The organism is Pseudomonas sp. BC42, from assembly GCF_021560055.1.
GTDB lineage: Bacteria > Pseudomonadota > Gammaproteobacteria > Pseudomonadales > Pseudomonadaceae > Aquipseudomonas.
In genome coordinates, this window is sequence record NZ_CP091067.1 from 1,110,484 (window position 1) to 1,135,151 (window position 24,668).

The 24,668-nt window shown below is 64.4% G+C and carries 19 protein-coding genes and 1 tRNA gene; 5 read left to right on the top strand and 15 right to left on the bottom strand.

Annotated features, from left to right (window positions below):
• Position 1: 1 nt before the first annotated feature.
• The 7 genes from L1O02_RS05210 to L1O02_RS05240 form a co-directional block, all read right to left on the bottom strand.
• Positions 2-841 carry a 5'-nucleotidase, lipoprotein e(P4) family gene (locus L1O02_RS05210; protein ID WP_235759662.1) on the bottom strand — a complete coding sequence of 280 codons (840 nt, stop codon included), beginning with the start codon at positions 839-841 and terminating at the stop codon, positions 2-4.
• 180 nt (positions 842-1,021) lie between these two features.
• Positions 1,022-1,098, bottom strand: a tRNA-Met gene (locus tag L1O02_RS05215).
• Positions 1,099-1,175: 77 nt separating this feature from the next.
• Positions 1,176-2,639 carry an amidase gene (locus tag L1O02_RS05220; protein ID WP_235759663.1) on the bottom strand — a complete coding sequence of 488 codons (1,464 nt, stop codon included), beginning with the start codon at positions 2,637-2,639 and terminating at the stop codon, positions 1,176-1,178.
• Positions 2,640-2,709: 70 nt separating this feature from the next.
• Positions 2,710-3,744: an extracellular solute-binding protein gene (locus tag L1O02_RS05225; RefSeq protein WP_129406459.1), complete on the bottom strand. Its 1,035-nt coding sequence runs from the start codon at positions 3,742-3,744 to the stop codon at positions 2,710-2,712.
• A gap of 27 nt (positions 3,745-3,771) precedes the next feature.
• Positions 3,772-4,581 (bottom strand): ABC transporter permease, encoded by an 810-nt coding sequence (locus L1O02_RS05230; RefSeq protein WP_110596322.1) that lies wholly within the window; start codon positions 4,579-4,581, stop codon positions 3,772-3,774.
• Entirely contained in the window at positions 4,578-5,498 is a 921-nt protein-coding gene (locus L1O02_RS05235; RefSeq protein ID WP_235759664.1) for an ABC transporter permease, read from the bottom strand. Before L1O02_RS05235 ends, L1O02_RS05230 begins: the two co-directional genes overlap by 4 nt.
• A 15-nt stretch (positions 5,499-5,513) precedes the next feature.
• A complete protein-coding gene (locus L1O02_RS05240) occupies positions 5,514-6,632 on the bottom strand; it encodes an ABC transporter ATP-binding protein (RefSeq protein ID WP_108545204.1) in 1,119 nt (372 codons plus the stop codon).
• A 227-nt stretch (positions 6,633-6,859) separates the two neighbouring features.
• Here L1O02_RS05240 and L1O02_RS05245 point away from each other — a divergent pair, with 227 nt between their 5' ends.
• Complete coding sequence (locus tag L1O02_RS05245) at positions 6,860-7,765, top strand: LysR substrate-binding domain-containing protein (protein WP_060844610.1); 906 nt, start codon at positions 6,860-6,862, stop codon at positions 7,763-7,765.
• Positions 7,766-7,777: 12 nt separating this feature from the next.
• Here the strand turns inward: L1O02_RS05245 and L1O02_RS05250 are convergent, their stop codons facing one another.
• Positions 7,778-9,835: a methyl-accepting chemotaxis protein gene (locus L1O02_RS05250; RefSeq protein WP_060841044.1), complete on the bottom strand. Its 2,058-nt coding sequence runs from the start codon at positions 9,833-9,835 to the stop codon at positions 7,778-7,780.
• A gap of 326 nt (positions 9,836-10,161) precedes the next feature.
• Here L1O02_RS05250 and L1O02_RS05255 point away from each other — a divergent pair, with 326 nt between their 5' ends.
• On the top strand, positions 10,162-11,379 hold the full coding sequence (locus tag L1O02_RS05255; RefSeq protein WP_235759665.1) for an MFS transporter: 1,218 nt from the start codon (positions 10,162-10,164) through the stop codon (positions 11,377-11,379).
• A gap of 96 nt (positions 11,380-11,475) precedes the next feature.
• On the opposite strand, the gene L1O02_RS05260 is transcribed toward L1O02_RS05255, so the two are convergent.
• The 5 genes from L1O02_RS05260 to L1O02_RS05280 are packed head-to-tail and all read right to left on the bottom strand — an operon-like array spanning position 11,476 to position 16,048.
• A complete protein-coding gene (locus L1O02_RS05260) occupies positions 11,476-11,847 on the bottom strand; it encodes a c-type cytochrome (protein WP_235759666.1) in 372 nt (123 codons plus the stop codon).
• Between the two features lie 59 nt (positions 11,848-11,906).
• Complete coding sequence (locus L1O02_RS05265) at positions 11,907-13,475, bottom strand: FAD-binding oxidoreductase (protein ID WP_108545208.1); 1,569 nt, start codon at positions 13,473-13,475, stop codon at positions 11,907-11,909.
• Positions 13,476-13,488: 13 nt separating this feature from the next.
• Positions 13,489-14,178 carry a hypothetical protein gene (locus L1O02_RS05270; RefSeq protein ID WP_235759667.1) on the bottom strand — a complete coding sequence of 230 codons (690 nt, stop codon included), beginning with the start codon at positions 14,176-14,178 and terminating at the stop codon, positions 13,489-13,491.
• Positions 14,179-14,188: 10 nt separating this feature from the next.
• The gene (locus L1O02_RS05275; protein WP_060841039.1) at positions 14,189-14,524 is read right to left on the bottom strand and encodes a cytochrome c; all 336 of its coding nucleotides are present in this window, start codon (positions 14,522-14,524) and stop codon (positions 14,189-14,191) included.
• Positions 14,525-14,572: 48 nt separating this feature from the next.
• Positions 14,573-16,048, bottom strand: coding sequence for an aldehyde dehydrogenase family protein (locus tag L1O02_RS05280; RefSeq protein ID WP_235759668.1), 1,476 nt, complete (start codon positions 16,046-16,048; stop codon positions 14,573-14,575).
• 512 nt (positions 16,049-16,560) lie between these two features.
• Here L1O02_RS05280 and L1O02_RS05285 point away from each other — a divergent pair.
• Entirely contained in the window at positions 16,561-18,396 is a 1,836-nt protein-coding gene (locus L1O02_RS05285; protein ID WP_235759669.1) for a sigma-54-dependent Fis family transcriptional regulator, read from the top strand.
• 94 nt (positions 18,397-18,490) lie between these two features.
• Here L1O02_RS05285 and L1O02_RS05290 read toward each other — a convergent pair whose 3' ends face one another.
• Together L1O02_RS05290 and L1O02_RS05295 are read right to left on the bottom strand one after the other, a co-directional pair.
• Positions 18,491-19,426, bottom strand: a complete 936-nt coding sequence (locus tag L1O02_RS05290; RefSeq protein WP_235759670.1) for a transporter — start codon at positions 19,424-19,426, stop codon at positions 18,491-18,493.
• 218 nt (positions 19,427-19,644) lie between these two features.
• Positions 19,645-20,535: a helix-turn-helix domain-containing protein gene (locus tag L1O02_RS05295; protein WP_060841035.1), complete on the bottom strand. Its 891-nt coding sequence runs from the start codon at positions 20,533-20,535 to the stop codon at positions 19,645-19,647.
• A gap of 192 nt (positions 20,536-20,727) precedes the next feature.
• On the opposite strand from L1O02_RS05295, the gene pobA reads away from it, so the two are divergent.
• Together pobA and L1O02_RS05305 are read left to right on the top strand one after the other, a co-directional pair.
• Positions 20,728-21,915 (top strand): 4-hydroxybenzoate 3-monooxygenase, encoded by a 1,188-nt coding sequence (gene pobA / locus L1O02_RS05300; protein WP_108545211.1) that lies wholly within the window; start codon positions 20,728-20,730, stop codon positions 21,913-21,915.
• Between the two features lie 202 nt (positions 21,916-22,117).
• On the top strand, positions 22,118-24,172 hold the full coding sequence (locus tag L1O02_RS05305; protein WP_235759671.1) for a TonB-dependent receptor: 2,055 nt from the start codon (positions 22,118-22,120) through the stop codon (positions 24,170-24,172).
• The last annotated feature ends 496 nt before the right edge of the window (positions 24,173-24,668 follow it).

Below are 24,668 nucleotides of genomic sequence, written 5' to 3' on the forward strand. Positions count from 1 at the left end.
GTTAGTCTTTCACCTGCCAGGCGTTAGCTCCGGCCGCCGCCTTGAACTTGGCGCGGTTTTCCGGCGTGGCCGGCGGTTCGGAATCACCGAAGATTGCTTTCAACCAATGGCCGTCGGTGGGGTTGGGGAAGAGGATGAACTTGCGCCCGAACTGCTGCTTGTCCTCGGTCATCAGGCTGCTGCGCTGTTTGACGTCGGCTACGTAGTACTTGCGTTTGAAGTCGTTGAGGTTGTCGCCCAGCATCAGCACCACGTTGTGGTCCTTGGCGATTTCCTGCTGCCGTGGCTCCTTGTTGGAGCTGTCGCGGTACACCGTCAGGTGCTGTTCATCGGCGTAGGGCAACTGGTTCTTGCGCAGGTTGGCCAGAGCGTAGTCGTAGGTCTTTTCGCCCTGGTCGCGGCTGGTGACGTAGAACACCTCGACGCCTTTGGACTGGGCGTACTTGAGGAATTCCACGGCGCCCGGAGTGGCCACCGGGCCATTGTCCGCGACCCACTTGTCCCAGGCCTCGTCGTCGAAGAACTCTTTCCCCGAATTGATCATGTAGCCCCAGTAGCTGTTGCTACTGAGCACGGTGTCGTCGACGTCGCTGATGATCGCCAGCGGCCGGTCGCCGGCCTTGTGCTCCTGCAGGGCACGGTCCAGTTGCAGGCGGGCGATGTTGAAGCCCTGGTAGTACAGCGCCTCGAATTCGGCGGCGGTCTGCTTCCAGGCCACGGCGGCGGTCAACAGGTTGGAAGGCGGGGTAGGTGCCTGTTCGGCAAAGGTTGGGGTACAGGCGATTGCCAGAAGCGAGAACAGCCAGGGGGCGACTGAAGTTGCGTGGTTTTTTATTGTCATTATCGAGCCCTTGAAGTGAGGATGGCGCAGCTCTCACACACACTGCCGGAGTGTTCTATCCCAGCCAGTGGCGGTGCTCAATGCGGGTGTCGCGTTTGTGGATCAATGCGGCGTAATCCCCGGTACTTTTTCGCGGGCATAAAAAAACGGCTTACCTTGCGGTAAGCCGTTTTTAGTACTTGGTGGCTACACAGGGACTTGAACCCCGGACCCCAGCATTATGAATGCTATGCTCTAACCAACTGAGCTATGTAGCCAAGTGGCGCGCATTATTCGCTCGGAACGACGATGCGTCAAGCGTTTTTATAAAAAAATTATCTACGCTATCAACCGTTTATCCCTTCCCCCCCGAAATCAGTGGCGATGGGCAGCGCTGGAACCAGCGGCTGGCCTGTTCGTAGGCGTGTGCCAGTTGCAGGACGGCGAAGTCGGCCTGGTGCTTGCCGATGATCTGCAGGCCCATGGGCAGGCCGTCGGCGTTGAAGCCGGCCTGCACGCTGGCCACCGGGCAGCCGGACAAGGTGCCGGGAATCACCACCTCCATCCAGCGGTGATAGGTGTCCATGGCCGCGCCTTCGATGCTGCACGGCCAAGGGGTGTTCTTGTCGAAGGGGAAGACCTGGGCGCTGGGCAGCAGCAGGTAGTCGAAGCGTTCGAACAGCTTTGAAATGGCGCGGTACCAGTCGCTGCGAATCACTGAGGCGTCGAAGACCTTGCTGGCGGACAGCTTGAGGCCGTTCTCCACTTCCCAGATGGCTTCTGCCTTGAGCTGCGCGCGCTTGTGTGGGTCGGCATAGGTGCTGCCCAGGGACCCGGCGACCATCCAGTGGCGCAAGGTGCGCCAGCTGCTCCACAGGCGCTCGGGGGTGAAGTCCGGGCTGGCCGGTTCGACGCTGCAGCCCAGGCTGCGGAAATCGCCCAAGGCCTTTTCACAGAGTTCCAGCACACCTTTTTCCATCGGCAGGTAACCGTTGAAGTCCCCCAGCCAACCCAGGCGCGTGCCCTTGAAGTCGCGCTCCAGTGGCGCGGCGAAGCCCTGGCCCGATTCGGCGATGGACAGCGGCGCCCGCGCATCGCCGCCGGCCTGCACCGACAGCAGCAGCGCTGCGTCGCGCACGCTGCGGGCCATGGGGCCTTCGTAGCCGAGCTGGTCGATGAACAGGTCGCTGCTGTCGTCGAAGGGCACCCGGCCCTGGGACGGGCGGAAACCGAAGATGTTGTTGAAGGCCGCCGGGTTGCGCAGCGAGCCCATCATGTCGCTGCCGTCGGCCACCGGCACCAGGTGCAGGGCCAGCGCCGCGGCGGCACCACCACTGCTGCCGCCGGCGGTCTTGCTTGGGTCATAGGCACAGCCGGTGGCGCCGAACAGCGGGTTGTAGGTCTGCGAGCCGAGGCCGAATTCCGGGGTGTTGCTCTTGCCGATAAGGATCGCCCCGGCGGCCTTGATCCGTTCCACCATGATGCCGTCGCGCTCGGGGATGAAATCCCGGTACAGCGGCGAGCCCAGGGTGGTGCGGATGCCCTGGGTCAGGGACAGGTCCTTGATCGCGTGAGGCAGGCCGTGCATCCAGCCACGGTACTGGCCACGGGCCAGTTCGGCGTCGCGCTGGTCGGCCTGGGCCAGCAGGCTGTCGGCCGGTTGCAGGCTGACCAGGGCATTGACCAGGGGGTTGTAGCGCTCGATGTGGGCAAGGTAGGTCTGCATCACTTCCCGGCAGGAAACCTGACGCAGGCGGATACGCTCGGCGAGTTCATGGGCCTGGAGCAGGACCAGCTCGCTGGGGGGATTGGCGATCATGGCAGGGGCCTTTCAAACGGCTTTAGAAACGCCCCGGCATCCAGGCCGGGGCGGCAGAAGTCAACGCAGGTCAGCGCATCAGGTTGGTCCACAGGCGGTCGGCGAGGCGGATCGCGCCTTCGCCGCAGGTCTGGCTGAAAACCACTTTGGTGCCCTCGGGGATGTGCAGCTCGGGGGCATCCTTCAGGCCTGCGTCGAGGAAGGGTTCGACGCCCTTGATCGGGCTCTGGTGCTTGAGGAAGTTCTGGGTCATGGCGGCGTTCTCGGGCTGGCTGAGGAAGGCGATGAAGGCCTTGGCGTTCGCCGGGTGCTTGCTGCCCTTGGGGATGACCATGTTGTCCACCCAGGCCAGCACGCCTTCTTTCGGGTAGAGGTATTTCAGGCTGGGCTTCATCTCCCGGGCACGCATCGACGAGCCGCCCCAGAACATCGACATGTCGATTTCCCCGGCCGCGAGGTTCTCGCGGATCGCCCCGGCCTTGGAGCTGTAGGTCTTGACGTAGGGCTTCTGCGCCTTGAGCAGGCCCAGGATCTGCTGCATCTGCTTGGGGTCTTCGCTGCACAGCGGAATGTTCAGGTACAGGCTGGCCATGTCGATCACTTCGCTCACCGAGTCGAACATGTTGATCCGGCCCTGCAGCTCTGCCGGCGGCTCGTAGAGCACCTTGTAGCTGTCGCTCGGGCCCTTGTAGCGTTCGCCGTCGAGCACCACGCTGGTGGTGCCCCAGATGAAGGGCACCGAGTAGGCGCCTTGAGGGTCCCAGGTCGGCTGCTTCAGGTTGTCGACCACGCTGGCGTAGTAGGGCTCTTTGGCCGGATCGAAGCGTTCCAGCAACTGCTCCTGGATCAGGATCGGAATGAACTGGTGGGACGGGATCGCCACGTCATAACCGGTGCCGCCCTGCTTCAGCTTGGCCAGCAGGGTTTCGTTGGAGTCGTAGGAGTCCACCGTGACCTCGATGCCGGTCTGCTTCTGGAACTTGGCGAGAATCTCCGGCGAAAAGTAGCCGCTCCAGCTCACGACGTTGAGTTTCTCGGCGGCCTGTACCGCCAGTGGCAGGCTCAGCAGCAGCGAGGTTCCCAGACTTGCGATCAACTTGCTCATGGCATTTCCCCAAGGTCAGTGGACGGTTCAAGGGTGTTTCTTGCTCAACAGGTAAGAGAGGCTGACGAACAGCACCGAGACGCCGAGGATCAGCGTCGACACGGCGTTGACGTCGGGTGTCACGCCCATGCGCAACAGGCCGAAGATGAAGATCGGCAGGGTGGTGGTGCCCGCCTGGGACACCATCATCGAGATCACGAAGTTATCCAGGGAGACGATGAAGGCCAGCATCAGCCCGGAGACGATCCCCGGCATCAGCAGCGGCAGGGTCACCTTGCGAAAGGTGCGCCAGGGGCCGGCGTACAGATCCGCCGCCGCGTGCTCCAGGGACAGGTCCATGTCGTTGAGGCGGGCGCGGATCGGCAAGTAGGCGAAGGGGATGCAGAACACCGTGTGGGCGATGATCAGGTTGCCGTAGCCCAGGGACAGCCCCAGCGTCGAGAACAGTGCGAGGGTGGCCACGCCGACGACGATTTCCGGCAGCACCAGGGGCAGCATGATGGCGCCCATGGACAGTTGCAGGCCCTTGAACTTTGCTCCGCGTGAGGTGCCCAGGGCCGCCAGGGTGGCAATCGCCGTGGCCGCCATGCTGGCGCACACGGCGATCAGCAGGCTGTTGCCCGCCGCCTGGCGCAGGGCCTGGTTGGCAAACGCTGCGCGGTACCAGTCGAGGCTGAAGCCGCTCCAAACCGTGGCCGACTGGTTGGCGTTGAAGGAGAACACCACCAGCACCAGGATCGGCGCGTAGAGGTACAGGTAGAACAGGAAACTGAAGCCGCCGAAGCCGGGAAAGTCCTGAACACCGAGGCCGTTGCGTTTGAACAGGCGGATCATCATGCGCCCTCCTGAAGGGTTCGCTGGCGTTGGGCGCGCAGGGCGTAGACGGTCAGTACCAGCATCACCGCGGCCATCAGCACCAGCGACAGGGCGGCGCCGAAGGGCCAGTTACGGGCGTCGCTGAACTGGCGGAAGATCAGGTTGCCGAGCATCATCCGGGTGCCGCCCCCCAGCAGTTCCGGGGCGATCATCGCCCCCAGGCAGGGCACGAAGGTCAGGATCGCCCCGGCGAAGATCCCCGGCTTGGCGATTGGCAGCACCACCTTGCGCAAGGTGCGCCAGCGTCCGGCGTAGAGGTCCTGGGCGGCTTCCAGCAGGCGGATGTCCATCTTTTCCAGGGTGGCGTAGATCGGCAGCACCACGAAGGGCGCGTAGGTGTAGACCAGCCCCAGCAGCACCGCGCCGTCGGTGTACAGCAGTTGCAGCGGTTCGTGGATCAGCCCCAGGTCCATCAGGCTGTTGTTGATCACCCCGGTATTGCGCAGCAGCAGGATCCAGGCGTAGGTGCGGATCAGCAGGTTGGCCCAGAACGGCACGGTGATCAGGAAGATCAGCAGGCCCCGGCGCTGCACCGGTTGCATGGCCAGCCACACCGCCACCGGAAAACCGATCAGCAGGGTGATCAGGGTGGTCAGCCCGGCGATGCCGATGGAGCGCAGGGCGATCAGCAGGTAGGAGTCGGTGAAGGCCAGGCTGTCATCCAGTTGCTGTTCGAACAGCAGGGCGGTGTAGGCGTCGCTGCTAAAAACCTTGTTCACACCGCCGTAGGGGTTGGCTTCCATCAGCGAATAGCCGATGACAATGAGGATCGGCACGATCAGGAACAGGCCGATGGCGATCAGCGCCGGGCTGACTCCGAGAACGCTGCGCAAGGCCTTGCGCCGTTCCAGGTGCTGGGAAATCGATGAGGCGTGCATGGCGAATCCTCGTGGTCAATCCAGCAGGACGCTGGCGCTGCCGCGTTCGAACAGCAGCCCGGCATGGCTGCCCACGCTCAGGCGCGGATGCTGTTCGAGGCTGTTGGGCGTGCGCACGGTCAGGCGCGTGCCGTCGCCGAGGCTGACCTGGTATTGCAGGTCGGTGCCCAGGTAGATCTGCGCCTCGATGCGGCACGCCAGGGCCCCCTCCACGGCTTCGCTGCGCAGGTGCAGGCGCTCCGGGCGCAGCGACAGGGTGACCTGCTGGCCGACCTTGACCCCGCTGCACGGTTGCGCCGGCAGGGCCTCTCCGGCGGGCCCGCTGAACCAGGCCAGGCCGGCCTCGATACGCTTGACCTGGGCCTGGATGAAGTTGGTTTCACCGATGAAGTCGGCGACGAAGCGATTGCGCGGCTGCTCGTAGATCTCTTCCGGGCGGCCCACTTGCTGCACCTCGCCTTCGGACAGGACGGCGATGCGGTCGGACAGGGTCAGGGCTTCTTCCTGGTCATGGGTGACGAAGATGAAGGTGATGCCGGTCTTGGCCTGGATCGCCTTGAGTTCTTCGCGCATGGCCTGGCGCAGCTTGAGGTCCAGGGCCGACAGCGGTTCGTCCAGCAACAGCACCTTGGGATGGGGCGCCAGGGCCCGGGCCAGGGCGATGCGTTGCTGCTGGCCGCCGGAGAGCTGGTTGGGCTTGCGCCCGGCGAAGCGCTCCATCTGCACCAGGGCCAGCATCTCGCGCACCCGTTCGGCGATCTGCGCCTTGCTCAGCACCTGGCCCATGGGCCGCGACTCCAGGCCGAAGGCCAGGTTCTCGGCCAGGGTCATGTGGGGGAACAGCGCGTAATGCTGGAACACGGTGTTCACCGGACGCTCGAAGGGCGGCCGCTCGGCGATGTTCTCGCCGTAGAGGAGGATCTCGCCCTGGGTCGGGAATTCGAAGCCGGCGATCATCCGCAAGAGCGTGGTCTTGCCGCAGCCGGAGGGCCCCAGGAGGGTGAAGAATTCGTTGTCGCGGATGTCCAGGTCGATGTGCTTCAGGGCCACCGGGCCGCTGTGTGGATCGCCGTAGACCTTGCGCACCGAGCGGATGGACACCGCCAGTGTTTGCAGCGAATGCAGGGCATTCATGCCTTACCTCCGATTCCCCCATGGGCTGTCGTGCAGGCCATGGATATTGTTTTTCTTAGGGCAGGATCGAGATGTGTTCGGATGCGTGGGAAGCCTGTTTTTAGCGGCTTTTCGCGGGTTCTTATGGTTCTGCTGGGGCTGATTATCAGTGAGGGGTTGCGGGGGCGAAACATCAATTTTAACATACCAGCTGTTAAATAATTTAATAGCAAGGGGCGGGCTAAACCATGGCCGAACAGCGTTTGCCACCGTTGAATGCGGTGCGGGCTTTTGATGCCGCGGCCCGCCTGGGCAGCTATGTCGAAGCCTCCAGGTCGCTGCATGTCACCCAGCCGGCCATCGGCCGTCATGTGAAGCTGCTGGAGGACTGGCTCGGCGTGCAGTTGTTCGAACGCACCTCGCGCGGGGTGGTCCTGACCCCGGCGGGGGAGAAGTACCACCGCAAGATTGCCGCGGCCCTGCAGTTGATCATCGAGGCCGGGCGCGAAGCCCAGCCCAGGACCGCCGAGCGCTGGCTGCGGATCATGGTGGTGCCGGGGTTTGCCAAGCGCTGGCTGACCCCGCGCCTGGAGGCGCTGCGCCATGTGCGCCCGGGCCTGAAGTTCGCCATCGAACCGAATTCGACCTTCACCGAAGTCGACGCCAAGAGTGCCGACCTGGGGATCGCCTACGGCCTGGACGGGCAGTACCCCGAATCGCGGGTCAGCCTGATCTGCCCCCGGGTGTTCCCCATCTGCACCCCGGCCTACCTGGCCAGCATCGAGGCGATCCGCGAGCCGGCGGACCTGGCCCGCCACGCGCTGATCCACTTCGATGACGGCGAGTGGTGGAACCTGTGGTTCGCCGCCAATGGCCTGGATATCCACCTCACGTCCGACCTGATCTACGTGAACAACGACCACGCCCTGTCGGTGGCCGAAAGCGGCGGCGGCATTGCCCTGGCCAATGAAGTGCTGGTGCGCGAGGAGCTCAAGGCCGGCACCCTGGTGCGGGTGCTGGACGATCAGGTGAAGCTGGAAAGCTACCGCGTACTGACCCCGGACGCTGAATGGTCCGAGGACGTGGAATGGTTTATCCAATGGCTCAAGGCCGAGCTCGAGGCGGACTTCCCCGAGGCTCGGCTGAAGGCTTGAGGACCTTCGGCGTCAGGCCAGTTGGAAGCGCCCGGTGTTGACGCTCAGGGCCCGACTGCCCTGGTTCAAGCTGTCCGCGGCCAGGTTCACTGCCCGGGCCCCCTCCAGCAGGCGCACCGCCGCCTGATCCACGTGCTGGATGTTGCTGCTGACTTCATCGGCGGTGCAGGCCTGTTCTTCCACGGCGGTGGCGATCTGCGCCAGGGTGTCGCTGACCCCTTGCACTGCATCGGCGATCTCCACCAGGCGCAGGCCCAGGCCGGTCACCGACTGGGCGTCGCTCTGGGCCTGGCCGCAAGCGGCCTCCATCAGGCTCACCGCTTCATTCACCGTGCTGCGCAGGCTGTCCACGGTGGCGGCGATCTGCGCCGTGGACGACTGGGTGCGTTGCGACAGGCTGCGCACTTCGTCGGCGACCACGGCAAAGCCCCGGCCCTGCTCCCCGGCGCGCGCCGCTTCGATGGCGGCGTTCAGCGCCAGCAGGTTGGTCTGCTCGGCCACGCCGCGAATGGTGTCCACCACCAGCTGGATCTGCTGCCCTTGCTCGCTGACCCGGCCCAGGGCGGCCGCGGTGTCGTTCAGGCGCTGGTTGAGTTGCTGGATGCTGGCGGTGGTGCGCTGGCTGTCTTGGCTGCTGTCGCTGGCGATGCGTCGGGTCTGCTGGGCACTGTCGGAGGCCTGTTCGCAGCTCTGTGCGACCCCCTGGGACGTGGCGGCCAGTTGCGTGGCGGCGGCGGCAATCTGGCTGATCTGCTGTTGCTGGGCCTCGACTTCGCTCAGGGCGCCACTGGCGTGCTGGTTGAGGCTGCGCACTGCATCCCCCAGTTGCAGGGTTTCGTGATCCACCCCTTGCAGGCTGCCACGCAGTTGCACCACGGCCACGTTCAGCGCGGTGCTGATCAGCGCCAGCTCATCGCGGCCCTGTACCGGCACTTGCAGGCACAGATTGCCATCGCGCAGGGCTTCGGCCAGCAGGGTGATGCCGCTGGCGCTGCGGCGGATCGAGGCTTGCAGGCAGACGAACAGGTACAGCGCGGCGAGCACCAGGCAGCCCAGCACCGTGGCCACCAGGATCAGCTGGCGCAGGGCCGAACCCTGGTAGTGCTCCAGGCGACTGTCGAGGGCGCCGAGGGAGTCCTGGCGCAAGCTCGCCAGCTGGCCCAGCAGGGCATCGAGGCCTTGTTCGAAGGGTTCCGGCTTGAGGTTGATGTTGCCGGCGAACAGGCCGTCGTCCAGCACTTTCAACTGTTCATCCAGCTGCTTCAGGCTGTCGTGATAGCGCCCGGCCCAGGCTTGCAGTTCGCTGGGCAGGCGGGCTTCCAGCAGGCTGCCGGTCTTGCTCAGTTGTTCTCGGGCATCGCCGATGCGGCTGCGCAAGTCCCGCAGTTGCAGACGGCTTTGCAGGGTGAACTGGCCCGATACCACCGAGGCTTGGCCAACCGCCGCCAGGCGCCCGACCCGCTCGATCAGGTCCGGGGCATGCTGGGTGGCAATCTGCGTCAACAGGTAGGTCTCCAGCCAGGGGGCCAGGGTCAGGCGGCTGTCCATGGCGATCTGCTCACGCAGCGCCTGCAGGGCGCCGAGGGCTGAAGTGAAGCGTTCGTAGCCGTCCGGCCACCAGCCGACACTGGCCAGGCTTTTCGAGTCCAGCCCTTGCAGGCTGCCTTGCAGCGCCCGGTAGCGAGCGAGGGTGTCGTCCTCGGCGCCGGCCTGGTGCAGGGCATTGCCCAATTCTTCGCTGGCCTGGAGCAGGCCGGGCTGGACCGCATCGAACGCCGCCACCGCGGCGAGGGTCGCCGGCGTCGGCTGGCGGTTGGTCTCGGTGGCGCGCCAGCGGGCGGCCCGATCACGCTGCGCGGTCAGCAGGTTGTCCAGGGTATCCAGGGCTTGCAGTTGGCGGATCCCGGAACGTTCGGTGGCCATCAGGCCAAGCCTGTCGCGGTAGTCCTGGCCGATCATCCACAGACTGCCCAGCAGCGGCAGGATGAACAGCAGAAACAACAGCTGGAATTTGCGAGCGAAGCCAAAACGCCCCAACAACGCCATGCCCGGTGCCAGAAATAGATGCATGCACTACTGCTCCTTTGGGCACCACGCACCATTGGCGTGCGGTCGAGGCGGCTGGCCCGGACCCTGTGCCCTCGTAAAATCGCCTCGGAAAGTGTGCAACCGGCGCCAGGATCCTGCCGGCGCTGTAGCGTTACTTCCCATTTTCGCCACCCTGGGTAAGGGCGTCGGGTTGGTGTGGCGGCAGGAGCAAGATTCAGACCATGGCGATGGGCTATCAGTCGGCTGGGCAAAGTCGTTAGCAAGCTAATGGGATGGCGCGAGCGCACTGAAAAATGGCACATTGGCGCACCTGCCCCTGTGCACCCACCCGTTGTACGGAAAATCCTATGGCTAGCAGCAACCCTCAGACCGTCGCAACGACGGCTTCTTCTGCTTCGCAAAGCAGCCCCCTGGTCCTGCGCATCATCGGTGCGGTGGCCCTGGCCCATTTGATCAACGACCTGATCCAGGCGGTGTTGCCGGCGATCTACCCGATGCTCAAGAGCAACTATGGCCTGAGCTTCACCCAGGTCGGCCTGATCACCCTGACCTTCCAGCTCACGGCCTCGCTGTTGCAGCCCTGGGTCGGCTTTTACACCGATCGGCGGCCGCTGCCGTTCCTGTTGCCGGCGGGCATGATCTGCACCCTGATCGGCATCCTGATGATGTCCCAGGTCGGCAGCTTTGCCCTGATCCTGCTGGCGGCCGCGTTGATCGGCATCGGCTCCTCGACCTTCCACCCGGAAGCCTCGCGGGTCGCCCGGCTGGCGTCCGGCGGGCGCTACGGCCTGGCGCAGTCGAGCTTTCAGGTCGGCGGCAATGCCGGCACCGCGTTCGGCCCCTTGCTGGCCGCGGCCATCATCATTCCCTACGGCCAGGGCAATGTGGCCTGGTTCGGCCTGTTCGCGCTGTTTGCCCTGGTGTTGCTCTACGCCATCAGCCGCTGGTACGCCAACCACCTGCGCCTGCACAAGCTCAAGCAGGGGCAGGCAGCCACGCACGGCCTGTCGAGGAAGCGGGTGATCGGCGCCCTGGTGGTCCTTGGGCTGCTGGTGTTCTCCAAGTATTTCTACATGGCCAGTTTCACCAGCTACTTCACCTTCTACCTGATCGAGAAGTTCGACCTGTCGGTGGCCAGCTCGCAACTGCACCTGTTCCTGTTCCTTGGCGCGGTGGCGGCGGGGACCTTCTTCGGCGGGCCGATCGGCGACAAGATCGGGCGCAAGGCGGTGATCTGGTTCTCGATCCTCGGGGTGGCACCGTTCACCCTGTTGCTGCCCCATGTCGACCTGTTCTGGACCAGCGTCCTCAGCGTGGTGATCGGCTTCATCCTGGCCTCGGCGTTCTCCGCCATCGTGGTCTACGCCCAGGAACTGGTGCCGGGCAACGTCGGCATGATCGCCGGGGTGTTCTTCGGCCTGATGTTCGGTTTTGGCGGGATCGGCGCGGCGCTGCTGGGGCACCTGGCGGACATCCATGGCATCGAGTACGTGTACTACCTGTGCTCGTTCCTGCCGCTGTTCGGGGTGTTGGCGATCCTCTTGCCGCGTACCCGCAAAGCCTGACGCGCGGTTGTTCGACGCGTAAAAAAACGCCCGGGGCCATGCTCCGGGCGTTTTCGTTTCAGCGCAGTGCTAGTTGAGGCGTCGCTGCCTGCGGCCTCAGTGCAGGCTTTTCAGGTAGGCAATCAGGTGCTGCCGGCTCTGTGGATCGGGCTGGCCGGGAAACAACATGTTGTTGCCCGGCACCAGGGTCGCCGGGTTGCTCAGCCAGCGCTCCAGGCTGGCGTCGTTCCATTGCAGGCCGGCGCCTTGCAGGGCGCTGGAATAGCTGAAGCCCGGGGCCTGGCCGCTGGCCCGGCCAAAGACTTGGTGCAGGCTGGGGCCCATCAGGTGTTTGCCGTTCTCGGTGCTGTGGCAAAAGCCGCATTGGGCACTGAACAGGGCCTTGCCGAGGACCGCGTCGCCGTCGGCCAGGGCCAGTGGCGCGACCAGCAGCAGCGCCTGGGCTGCGAGCAGTGGGGTGTACTTCATGGGTTTTCCTGTGGTTCAAGGGGCCCCGTGGCGTGCTGCCGACGGGGCGTGTCAGCGACTTAGAAGGGGTTGGCCAGGTCGATCCCGGACTTGCCCGGGGCAAGGATGTTGTTCGGGTCCAGGGCGCGCTTGATGGCGTGCTCGACCTTGCGCTTGACCGGGCCGTAGCTCTGCGCCACCCGCTCCTGGAAGGCGGTGTTGACCCGGTACACGGCATAGCCTTGCTGTTCGAACGCATCCAGCAGTTCGGCGAAGCAGGCGTTGGCGCGGCGGGTTTCCTCCGGGTTGCTGCGGTCGTACAGCACGTCGATCACGTGGTGCATGTCGCGCCAGCCGACGATGAATTCGCCCACGTAGTCCAGGCCGTGCTTGTTGAGGATCCGCTTGGCCAGGGCCTGCTGCTTGTTGCACTCGCTGCCGCGGGCCTGGCTCACCGGCGCGAACCACATCGAGCCACCGCCGCCGCGCCAGTTGTACAGGCCGAATTCCTGCAGGTTGGGCACCCCGGACATCAGTTGCGAGCGGTACAGGAAGGGTTGGGTCGTGCCGGCTTCCTCCTGGGTGACGAGGCGTCCCTTGCCCAGGGCCTTGAGGGCCTGATTGACGATCTTCCAATTGACGTCCACCTGCTCCTGGGTGCCGTACAGGGCGGCGTAGACGTTCCAGGCGCCGAGGTTCTTGTCCTTCTGGATCTGCTTGAGGATTGCCTCGGAGGTGGCGCCCGGCTCTTGGGTGTAGTCGGCGCGGCGGGTGTTGCAGGTGGCGGCCTCCCACAGCACGCCGGCGATCACCACCGAGTTGGGAATCACCTGGGCGATGCGCAGCGGGCGGATGAATTCGACGATCTCGGCGATGTCCGACTCGTTCTCGAACTTGATCTCGAACGGCTTGAACACCGGCGGCTTGGGCATCAGCCAGAAGCCCATCTTGGTGCAGATGCCGTAGTTGGCCTGGGTGAACATGCCGTCCAGGGTCGGGCCGTAGCCCCACTTGAACACCTGCCAGGCGTTGTCGCCTTTGACCCCGCCCATGCCGGTGCGATAGACGTCGCCGTTGGCCAGCACCACCTCCATGCCGCACTGCATCAGGAAGTGTTCGCCGTAGGGGGTGTAGCCGACGCCGCGGTCCATGGTGTTGCCCAGGGGACCGGCGATGGCCGAGGGCGCCGAGAAGGACAGCATCAGCGGCAGGTTGTGTTCCTGGATGTAGTCGTAGAGCTGCTGGTAGGTGACTCCGGGCTCCACCAGCGCGGTGCACAATTGCGGGTCGACGTGGAGGATCTTGTTCATTTTCTTCAGGTCGAGAATCACCTGGCCGCGCTGGCCGGGCGCTGCCGAGCCGTAGCCGAAGTTGCGGCCGGTGGAGATGGTCCAGACCGGAATCTTGTGCTCGTTGCAGATCTTCACCACCCCTTGCACCTGCTCGACGCTGGTGGCGGTGACGGCGGCCGAGGGCATGTGCTCGGCGGTGTCCACCGCCATCATGATCTTGGTGTAGGGCACCAGCTGGTCGTCCTTGACCAGCACGTTCTCGTCCCCCAGCAGGGCACGGAACTGGGCGATGGCTTGGTTGAAGTGGGCTGCATTCACGCCCCGGGGCAACAGTGGCTTCTGGGTTTGCTCAGTCATTGGATCAGCTCCTTCAAGCCTCAATCGAGAACGAAACGAAATGGCCGCTCAATGGCACGGCCCGGGGGCTGGCCAACGGCGCCTGGCCGAGACGGCCGCTGGCCAGTTCGGCCAGGCTGTAGCCCAGGGTGGCGGCCCATTGTTCGGCGCTGCGTGGGTCGCGAGCGCGGGCGCCGGCCTGGAACGCCGGCTGTGCCAGCAGGCGCTGCTCGCTGAGGCTGAAACCGGCGCCACAGGCGTTCAGTTGCAGGCCCAGTTGCAAGGCGCAGCCATGGGCGGCCGTGGTGCCCAGCAGTTGGTGGCGCGAGGTCCGCGCATCGCTGTGGTGCTGGCCGAGCCATTGCACTCGGGCTCCGGCGCTGCGGGCCTGGTCGAGCACCAGCGCGGCGCTGGCATCGTCCAGCAGGCCGATGATGCGTTGCCGCTGGCCACTGCCCAGGCGTTGTTGCAGCGCCTGGATCGACGCCAGGCTGGCCTCCCAGCGTTGCACGCTGACCTGGCGCGCCACCGAGCTGGCGTTGACTCCCTGGACGAAAGCCGAGTCGGCGACGGCGGCGCTGACCAGGGCCAGGGTGGGCAGGCGCCTGCCCGCGGACGGGCCCAGTACGCCGTTGGCCAGGCTCAGGCCCGGGCCGGTCACTGCGACGCTGGCCAGACCGCCCAGGGCCATGCCCTTGAGCAACGCGCGACGTTCAATGTTCATGGGCGTCTCCTCAGGGTTGGGCGGCCGTGGCCGGGGCTTTGGAGATGTAGTCGGCGACCTGCTGCAAGGCGTTGTCGTCGATGAACGACGCCGGGAAGGCCGGCATCGCGCGAAAGCCGTTGCGCACCACCGCGGTGATGTAGGGCGTTGGCAGTTGGCGTCCCTTGATCTGCGGGCCGACGTTCTTTTCGTGGCAGTGGCCGCAGACCTTGGCGTAGACGTTTTCACCGCTTTTCCAGACGCCGTCGCCATCGGCGGCGGCCGTTGTCGCCAGCACCGCCAGGGGCAGGCTCAGGCACAGGGCAAGGCTTCGTTTCACAGTTGGGCTGTCAAGGAGCGAGGACATTGCGTACTCCGTATTGTTATGGGGTGATTCGGTGGACAGGCGCCCTGTTCAGAACGGATAGGGGCGCGGTGTGTGTTGCAGGGTGATCCAGTGGTCGGTGGTGAATTCATCGATTGCCCAGTCGCCGTTGAAACGGCCCAGGCCCGAGTTCTTCTCGCCGCCAAAGGGCGCGTTGGGCTCATCGTTGACCGGCATGTCGTTGACGTGGCTCATCCCCGCATGAAGGCGCTGGGCGAACTGCACGCCACGCTCCGGGTTGGCGCTGAACACCGCGCTGGACAGGCCGTACTCGCTGGCATTGGCCAGCTCCAGGGCGTGCTCGGCATCCCGTGCGCTCTGGATGCCCACCAGGGGGCCGAAGATTTCTTCGCGGGCGATTTCCATGTCGGCGCGGACGTCGCCGAACACATGAGGTGGCAGCACGTTGCCCGTGGCCGGGCCGCCCACTAGCAAGGTCGCGCCCTCGCTCAGGGCCAGGCGGATCTTGTCTTGCAGGCCGGCCAGCTGTTTGTGGTTGATCACCGGGCCGACCACCGTGGCCGGCAGATTCGGGTCGCCATGGGGCAGGGCCTTGACCCGTTCGACAAAGCGTTGGGTAAAGGCTTGCAGCACTGGCTGTTCGACGATGATGCGGTTGATCGCCATGCAGATCTGCCCCTGGTGCAGGAACTTGCCCACCACCGCGGCGTTCACCGCCTGTTCCAGGTCGGCATCGGCCAGGACCACGAACGGGCTGTTGCCCCCCAGTTCCAGGGCCACATGCTTGAGGTGCGCGCCGCCACTGGCGATGCGCCCGATGTTGCGGCCGACCTGGGTCGAGCCGGTGAAGGAAATGAACGCCGGCACCGGGTGCTCGACAAAGGCATCGCCGATTTCCGCCCCGGTGCCGACCACCACGCTGAGCACCCCGGCGGGCAGGCCGGCTTCCTCGAAGATCCGCGCCAGCAGCAGGCCGCCGGTCACCGGGGTGTCGCTGGCGGGCTTGATCACCACCGCGTTGCCCAGGGCCAGGGCCGGCGCCAGGGAGCGGGCGCTCAGGTGCAGGGGGAAGTTCCAGGGGCTGATCACCCCGATCACCCCCAGGGGCTTGCGGTAGACGCGGCTTTCCTTGCCGGGGACGTTGGAGGCGACGATCCGCCCGTGGACCCGGCTGGGCAGGCTGGCCGCTTCGACGATGATGGCGCGGGCCGCGCCCCATTCGATCTGCGCCTTGATCCGGGTACTGCCGGACTCGCGGACCAGCCAGCCGATGATTTCCTCGCGGCGCTCATCGAAGATCCGCGCGGCGTTGAGCAGCACTTGGCTGCGTTGGGCAGGCGCGCTGGCGGCCCATGGGGCCTGGGTCTGGCGGGCCTTGGCGTAGGCCTGGTCGAGGTCCTGGCGGTTGGCCAGGCTGATCTGCAGCAGGCATTGCTCGGTGAACGGGTCGAGGACGGCCAGCGCTTGGCCGCTGCTGCCGGCGCGCCATTGTCCGGCGATGGGCTGCAGTTCCAGGTGTTGATAGGCAGGTCGAGTCGCAGTCATGGGGTGCTCTCTTGTTCGTGGCCATGGCTCGGCTGTCAGCAATCAAGCCGATGGCGTTTGAGGGTAGGGATGGGTGCCCGCCAGGGCGGCGTTTCAGCCGAGACGGGCTGCGTTGCGCAATGGGCCGTGGCGCAGGTGTGAGGGGCAGGGCGGGGGAGGCGCGAGGAAGGCAGAAAGCATGGCAAGGTCACCTGTTGTCTTGTTATGGATGAGCGTCTGCCTGTGCATAACAACTATCGTGCCACGGTCGTTTTTCGTGAAAATATTGTTTTAAAACAATTAGTTAGATGATTGTCCAGGTTGCCGGGAGGGCCGTCGTGCGGGGCGCACTGCGGAAATTTATGCAGAGAAGTCGCAAGGGCGTCGAAAGCTCGGCACTCCCGGGGCGCCTGCGGAAACTGTGCGGTTACCGGCCAGAATCTGCGCATCGCCTGCGGCCAGGAGGGACGGCGATTGACCCGGCAAAGCGCCGGGGCATACTGCAAGGCCCCTGAGCTGCCTGTTGATTGCCCATGACTCGTTCTCCTTCCAGCCAGCCCGGCCGTCCTGCGGATGAAGACTTCCTCAAGCAGATGCTGGGGCGGCAAAAGCGCCTGATCGTCGATCGCACCAGTCAATTCGAGGCCAGCGGCCTGCCTTCGGCCGAGCAACTGGCCGAGACCGTGGCCTTCGCCCCCCAGGACGGCAGCATCTGGCTGTGTGGGCAGCGGATGATGCTGATGCAGGGGTCGGCGTTCGGCTCGATCCGTCGTGAATTGATCGAGGCTCTGGGCTTCGACAAGGCCCGTGGCCTGATCACGCGCATCGGCTGGCAGGCCGGGGCCCGGGACGCGGCCCAGGTCAGCGAGCAGTGGCCGGACGGCGATCACGCCAGCCTCTACAGCGCCGGGCCGCGCCTGCACATGCTCGAAGGCATGGTCAATGTCGAGGTGGTGCGCTTCGAGATCGACTCCAGCATCGGCCATTTCTATTCGGAGTTTCTCTGGCACAACTCCTTGGAAGACGACGAGCACATCGCCGCCTATGGCCTGGGCGGCGAGCCGGCGTGCTGGATGGAGATCGGCTATGCCAGTGGCTACGCCTCGTCGCTGCTGGGGCGGCTGGTGGTGTTTCGCGAGTTGGAATGCCGCTCGATGGGGCAGCCGGCCTGTCGGATTGTCGGCAAGCCGGCGCAGCTGTGGGAGGACATCGACGTCGACCTGATGTACCTCGATCCGGGGGATTTTCTCAGTCGCAGCGCCTATGCCTCGGGGGTACAGACCCAGGTCGCCGAGCTACCGGTATCGCCCGGCGAACAGCAATTGGTCGGCATCTCGGCGGCCTTTGTGGCCGCCAGCCAGTTGTTGCAGCGGGTGGCGCCGACCCAGGCCACGGTGCTGCTGACCGGAGAGTCGGGGGTGGGCAAGGAGTTGTTCGCGCGCAATCTGCATCAGGCCAGCAGCCGTCGGCAGCAGCCCCTGGTGGCGCTGAACTGCGCGACCCTGCCGGAAAACCTGGTGGAGGCCGAGCTGTTCGGCGTCGAGCGGGGGGCCTTTACCGGCGCCGACCGTTCGCGGCCGGGGCGCTTCGAGCGGGCGCATGGCGGCACCCTGTTTCTCGATGAGATCGCCACCCTCAGCCTTTCGGCCCAGAGCAAGATCCTGCGGGCCTTGCAGGAAGGCGAGATCGAGCGGGTGGGGGGCAGCGAGCCGCTGCGGGTGGATGTGCGAGTGATCGCGGCCACCAACCTCGACCTGCGGCGCGAAGTGGAGGCCGGGCGCTTTCGTGAGGACCTGTTCTATCGCTTGAATGTGTTTCCCATTCATCTGCCGCCTCTGCGCGAGCGCCGCGAAGACATTCCCCTGCTGCTGAGTTACTTTCTGCACCGCTTCAGCCAGCGCCACGGGCGTCAGCCGGCGGGTTGCAGCACGCGCTTGGTGAATGCGCTGCTGACCTACCGCTTCCCCGGCAATATCCGCGAGTTGCAGAACCTCATCGAGCGCGGCGTGATTGCCGCCGGCGACGGCGAAATCATCGATGTGGTGCACCTGAGCGAAGCGGGAACGCCCCTGGCGGGGGTTGCCATTGGCTTGAACGCCGATGGGCGCCTGTCACCACCGACGCTGCGTGAGCCAGCGCCCTCTTCAGCGGCGGCCAGCTCGGCTGAGGCGCCGCTCGAGGAGCCGGAGCTGGCCAGCTTGCAGGCCTTTCTCTCCGGCCGGGCGCCGGCCTTGAGCACCTCGTTGGAAGAGATCGAATTGCGCCTGGTGCATCTGGCCCTGGAGCGTTCCGGGGGCAACATCACCGCGGCGGCGCAGATGCTCGGTATGAGCCGGGCTCAGGTCAGCTATCGCCTCAAGGGCCGTTGAACCGGCCCGCTGCTGCGTTTCGGCAGCAGCGGGCGCGGCGTTCGGCGGTTCAGGGGGCGTTGATTCAACGGGTGTTGATTCAGCGTCTGTCGATTCAGAGCGCGGTGGTGAATTTCAGCCAGTAGGTCTGGCCCTCGGCGCGGTTGCGCACCGCCGACTCGTCCTGCCATTTGGCGCTCAACGACCAGCCGCTCTTGCTGCGAAATTGCACCGCCGGGCCGATGGAGAACGAGCGTCCGCGATTGCCATCACTGGCTTGCACCTGGGCCGCGGCGGCGCAATCGGTGACGCTGCACTTGTCGTCGCTGATCTGCTGATAGGCGTGCCCGCCGACGCCGATCACCCAGCCATTGCCCAGCCCCCAGCCGAGGCTGTAGTCGGCGTGCAGCTCGCGTCCGGACTGATAGTGGGTGGCGCGGTTTTCGAAGTTGTAGTCGTGCATCAGGCGCACATCGGCGTTGAAACCCTGCGGATCGGTGTAGGTCATGGCATACACCGCTTGCACGGTGTAGTAGTGGTTGCCCAGGTTGATCAGGTCGTCCTTGTTGTATTCGCCACCGCTGGGCAACACGAAATCGACCCCCAGGGCACTGTGGAACTTGTCGCTGTGATGAAAGCCCAGCACCGGGCCGAGGTGGGCGTCGCCTATCCCGCGCTTGTGATCGTGGGGGCCGTTCTTGATGTTCAGGCGCATGTCGTTGAGAGGCAGCAGGGCGTGGAAACCGAGATTGCCCCCCAGCACTTCTTGCTCGGTCACCCAGACAAAACGTGGCACCACGCTGGTGACGCGCAAGTCGATGCTGGCCGCGCGGTGACCCGCGTTGTCCCGCAGGCTGTCGGCCAGGTAGTTGCCGACGAAGACCTGGGCATAGGTGCCGGGCGGCGGCAGGATGCCCATGCCGTAGAGTTCGATGCCCATGGGCCAGGAGGACACGCCGCCTTCGCTGGCTTGCACCCATGAGGTGTGGGCGCCAAACAGCAGGCTGGAGGTGAGTGCAAGAACGCGCAGGCGCGAGGAGGTCTGATGCATGAGAAGGTCTGCCTTATTGTTATGGGAGCGCTGGCAGGAGGAGGGCTCCTGAGGCGCTGGCAGAGCGTCTCAACTAGCGTGCCAATCCTTTTATTTTTAATTTATCGTTTTAAATCAATTACATATAAGAATTCGCGACGGGGTTGGCGAGGGCCGTCGGCGGCGTGTGGCGAGATTTGTTAAGAGAAATCGGCGAGCTGCACAAAACTCGCGTCGGCTCAGCGGCTGCCGGGGGCTTGCCCGGCACTCTGGCGAAAGGCATTGGGCGACTGGCCGCTGAGGCGCTTGAAGAAGCGCGAAAAGTAGGTCGGGTCGCTGAACCCCAGGTTGTCCGACAGCTGGCTGATGCTGATGTTGGTGTAGATCAGCCCGCGCTTGGCTTCCAGCATCAGGCGCTGGTGGAGCATCTGCAGCGCGCTCTGCCCGGCCAGTTCCCGGCACAGGGTGTTGAGGTGCACGCTGGACAGGCCGATGCGATGGGCCAGGGATTCCACCGTGGGGTGTTCCTGATAGTGGCGCTCCACCAGCTTGATGAAATGCCCCAACAACTGCTGATTACGCTCGCCGCGGTTGCTCGGCGGGGTGTTCTGTTGGCCACGGCGACTGATCCACACCACCAGCACGTTGACCAGCGAATGCAGCAACAGGTCGCGGGCCGCGGCGCTGCCTTCGTATTCATCCATCAGCGCCTTGAACAGGGTGTTGAGGCTGTGGCGGTCACGGCCCACCGGGTAGCAGGCGCAAGACGCGAGCACGGCCAGGGGCGCGCCCAGTTGCGCTTCCAGTTGGGCCACTAGAGGCGCGCCCAGGGTCAGCACGTAACCCTGGATATTTTCCGAGAACTGAAAGCCGTGGACCATCAGCGGCGGCACCACCTGGATCGATGCTTCGCGCACGTCCTGGCGCCGTCCCTCGACTTCCACCAGGGCCTGGCCGCGCTGCACATAGAGCAACTGGTAGAGGTCGGCGTGACGGTGCGGCTTGATCTCCCAATGGTGCAGGCTGCTGCGCTTGGGGATGGATTCGCAGTGCAGCAGGTCCGGGGTCGGCCAGGCCTGGTTTTCCCCATAGAGCTTGAACACCGGGATGCTGGAGCGGCTGGCTTTCATCGGAGGCGACCTGTCGCGACGGGGTGGCTGGAGTGCTCGATAATCGAACGCTGTTTGCAAAAGTGCATTTTTACGTTGGTTTATCACCATTTACTGCGATTTTTGTCGGCAAAAATGCAGGGGTACAACAATAACCATAAATTCCGGATTTCGCCTGCACGGTGACTGGAATGCTCTTGAGAGACGACAACAATGAAAACTCAGGTTGCGATTATCGGCGCTGGACCTTCCGGCCTTCTGCTGGGCCAACTGCTGCACAAGGCCGGCATCGACACGGTGATTGTCGAGCGCCAGACCCCGGATTACGTGCTCGGCCGCATCCGCGCCGGGGTGCTCGAACAGGGCACCGTGGACATGCTGCGCGAGGCCGGTGTGGCCCAGCGCATGGACGCCGAAGGCCTGGTCCACGAAGGGGTGGAACTGTTGATGGGCGGCAAGCGCGTGCGCATCGACCTCAAGGCCCTGACCGGAGGCAAGACGGTGATGGTCTACGGCCAGACCGAAGTCACCCGTGACCTGATGGAGGCCCGCGCGGCCTGCGGGGCGCCGATCATCTACTCCGCGGACAAGGTGCAGCCCCATGACATGAAGGGCGCACAGCCCTACCTCACCTACGAAAAGGACGGCCAGCAGCACCGCATCGATTGCGACTACATCGCCGGCTGCGACGGTTTTCATGGCGTGGCGCGCAAGAGCATTCCCGAGCAGGTGCTGACTCACTACGAGCGCGAGTACCCTTTCGGTTGGCTGGGCCTGTTGTCCGATACGCCGCCGGTCAACCACGAGCTGATCTACGGCCAGCATGAGCGCGGCTTTGTGCTCTGCAGCCAGCGCTCCCTGACCCGCAGCCGTTACTACCTGCAGGTGCCGTTGAGCGACAAGGTCGAGGACTGGTCCGACGAACGCTTCTGGAACGAGCTCAAGGCCCGTCTGCCGGCGGAGGTGGCAGCGGATCTGGTGACCGGGCCGGCGCTGGAGAAAAGCATCGCGCCGCTGCGCAGCTACGTGGTGGAGCCGATGCAGTATGGCAAGCTGTTCCTGGTCGGCGATGCCGCGCACATTGTCCCGCCCACTGGCGCCAAGGGCCTGAACCTGGCGGCTTCCGACGTGTGCTACCTGTACCGGATCCTGGTCAAGGTCTACCGCGAAGGGCGTACCGAACTGCTGGACAAGTACTCCGAGCTGGCCTTGCGCCGGGTGTGGAAGGGCGAGCGTTTCAGCTGGTTCATGACCAACCTGCTGCACGATTTCGGCGAGCAGCAGGACGCCTGGGACCACAAGATGCAGGAGGCCGATCGCGAGTATTTCCTCAATTCCCACGCGGGCCTAGTGAACATTGCCGAGAACTATGTGGGCCTGCCTTACGAAGACGTCTGCTGAGCCTTTGGCGGTGTCGGCATCGGCCTTGTCACCGCTCGCGAAAGGGGGTGGTGGCGGGGCCGTGTTTGCACAGGGGCATGGGCCGAAAGGTTTCGGTCGAGAAACATTCCTGTTTCTAAATGATATTTATTAGCATTACACTTCGATCCCCTCTCCCTCGATGCACCACCAAGGTGCATTGAATCGACAAGGATCGTTTGTCATGAAAGTCAGCTCCTGCCTGTTCCATTCGCTTCTGCTCAGCGCCGGTGTCGGCCTGTTGCCTCCGCTGGCGCAGGCCGGCGCGACGCCAGAAGAGACCAAGCCGGCGCCGTTGGAACTGGACACTGCGTTTGTCACCGCTACCGGCGGCGCCACGGACCTCAAGGATGCTCCGGCCAGCGTCAGCGTCATTACCCGTGAGGAAATCGAGCGCCAGCCGGTCTACGACCTCAACACCCTGCTGCGCCGGGTGCCGGGCGTGACCGGTGGTTTCGGCCCGGTGGGCGAGCAGTCGAAGATCAAGCTGCGGGGCCTGGACGACAAGTACACGCTGATTCTGGTGGACGGCAAACGGGTCGGCAGCTCCGCCGACCTGAGTTATCGCCGCGACCTGGCGCGCCAGGACCTGAACTGGATCTCGCCGAACATGATCGAGCGCATCGAGATCGTGCGGGGGCCGATGTCATCGTTGTATGGCTCGGACGCCATGGGCGGGGTGATCAACATCATCACGCGCAAGGTCTCGCGCACCTGGACCGGTTCGGCCAGCACCAACATCACCGTGCCCAAGGACTCCGACCGGGGCCAGACCACCCAGTACAGCGTGAATGCGGCGGGCCCGTTGACCGAGTCCCTGGGCCTGCGCATGGGCGCCAACGTGACGCGGCGGGCGGCGGATGAGGTCGCGGCGCGGCGCGATGCCCAGGGCGATTTCATGTACGACGACGGCGCCGGCGGCTCCAAGGACCAGAGCGTCAATGCCCTGCTGGACTGGCAGATCAACGAAGCGCAGAGCCTGTCCTTCGAGGCGGTGCATGGCGTTGAGCATGCCTGGTCATCGAAGAAGACCTTTGGTGATTGGGACGAAACCATTGGTGGCGCCTTCGGCCCCAGCCGCCTGACCCGCGACAGCTACATCCTGTCCCACAGCGGCGACTGGAGTTTCGGCACCTCCAAGCTCGATGCCTACCTGAACAAGTACCGCAACGACCTGGATGTGGGTAAGGCCAACTCCGAAGAAAAGATCGTCGAAGGCAGCCTCAACATGCCCTTCGAACTGCTGGTGGACCAGCGCCTGACGCTGGGCGGGCAATGGAAGCGTGAGGAACTGACCAACACCAACACCCTTGGTACCGTGCCCGTGGATTACCAGGGCACGCCGGTCAATGGCTCGACCTTGAAGGGCGATTATTCGGCGGCTTTTATCGAGGATGAACTGTTCCTGCTGGACAACCTGTCCCTGACCCTGGGCAACCGTTTCGACCACAGCGACAAGTACGGCAACCACAACAGTCCGCGGGCTTACGTGGTCTATCACCCGCATCCGGACTGGACCGTGCGCGGCGGTGTGTCCAAGGGCTTTCGTGCGCCGAGCCTGAAGGAAGGCAGTGCGGGAGCGGCGACCGAGTCCGGAGGCCGTGGTTGTGGTTCGTTGCGTCCGTTGGGTTATGGCGGCGGCAGTTGCTGGATGGCGGGCAACCCGAACCTGACACCGGAAACCAGCACCAACAAGGAAATTGGCCTGTCCTTCGATCATGACGGCTGGGAGGCCGGCCTGACCTACTTCCACACCGACTTCACCGACAAGATCGAATACGGCCCGCTGGGACAGTACCAGGGCCGCTGGTGGACCATGCTGGAAAACGTCGACAAGGCCCGCACCCGTGGCTGGGAAGGCACCGCCCGGGTGCCGCTGGGTGATTCCGTGACGTGGCGCACCAACGCCACCTACATGCTGGAAAGCCGGAACCTGAGCACCGGCGAAGATCTGATCAGCTCGCCCAAGCTGTCGGCATTCAGCGCGCTGGACTGGCAGATCAACGACCGTTTGAGCACTGAACTGTCGGCGCAGCACGTTGGCAAGCAGCGGGGGATGGGCAATGACTTCGTGCAGTCCTACACCACCTACGACCTGACGGCGAATCTGGCGGTGACCCAGTGGCTGACCCTGAACGGCGGGGTACAGAACCTGATGGACAAGGACCTGCGGGACGGATCGACCAACTTCTACGTGCCTGGACGGGCGTTCTTCGCGGGGGCGACCACTTACTTCTAGGCCGCTGGATGGGGCAGGGGCGTCAGCCCCATTGCCGGGCAATGGGGCTGAAGGGTGGGCAGGTTAATCCGCACGTCGAGGCTGCAAGGGCCGTGACTGAAGGGATGCCTGCGTGGGATTCAGCAATATGGCCACCCGCGAATACATTTAGATGCCGGCTACTCTTTTTCAGGTCTTGCTGCGTGGTTTGCCAGCCGTCCGGCAGATCAGTCACCCAGAGAGCGAATCACGGACTGTCAAATCATCAAGGCTCAATTGCTTTAGTGGACGTATACCGCTCGCCCGTGTCACCCAACTTCGAACGCATTTGAACCACGCCGGACTCTTTGTTCCCGCAGGCGGCGTATGCCATCGGCCGCCCCGCAAGAAAAAACCAAGAGTGACTGGAATCGCGCATTTTTAAACATTTTCAATCATTTTCATTGTTTAACCATATATAGAGTGGTTGCTTGCATAGCGAACTATTTGCGCCAGGTCGAATCAGCGATCAACTGTT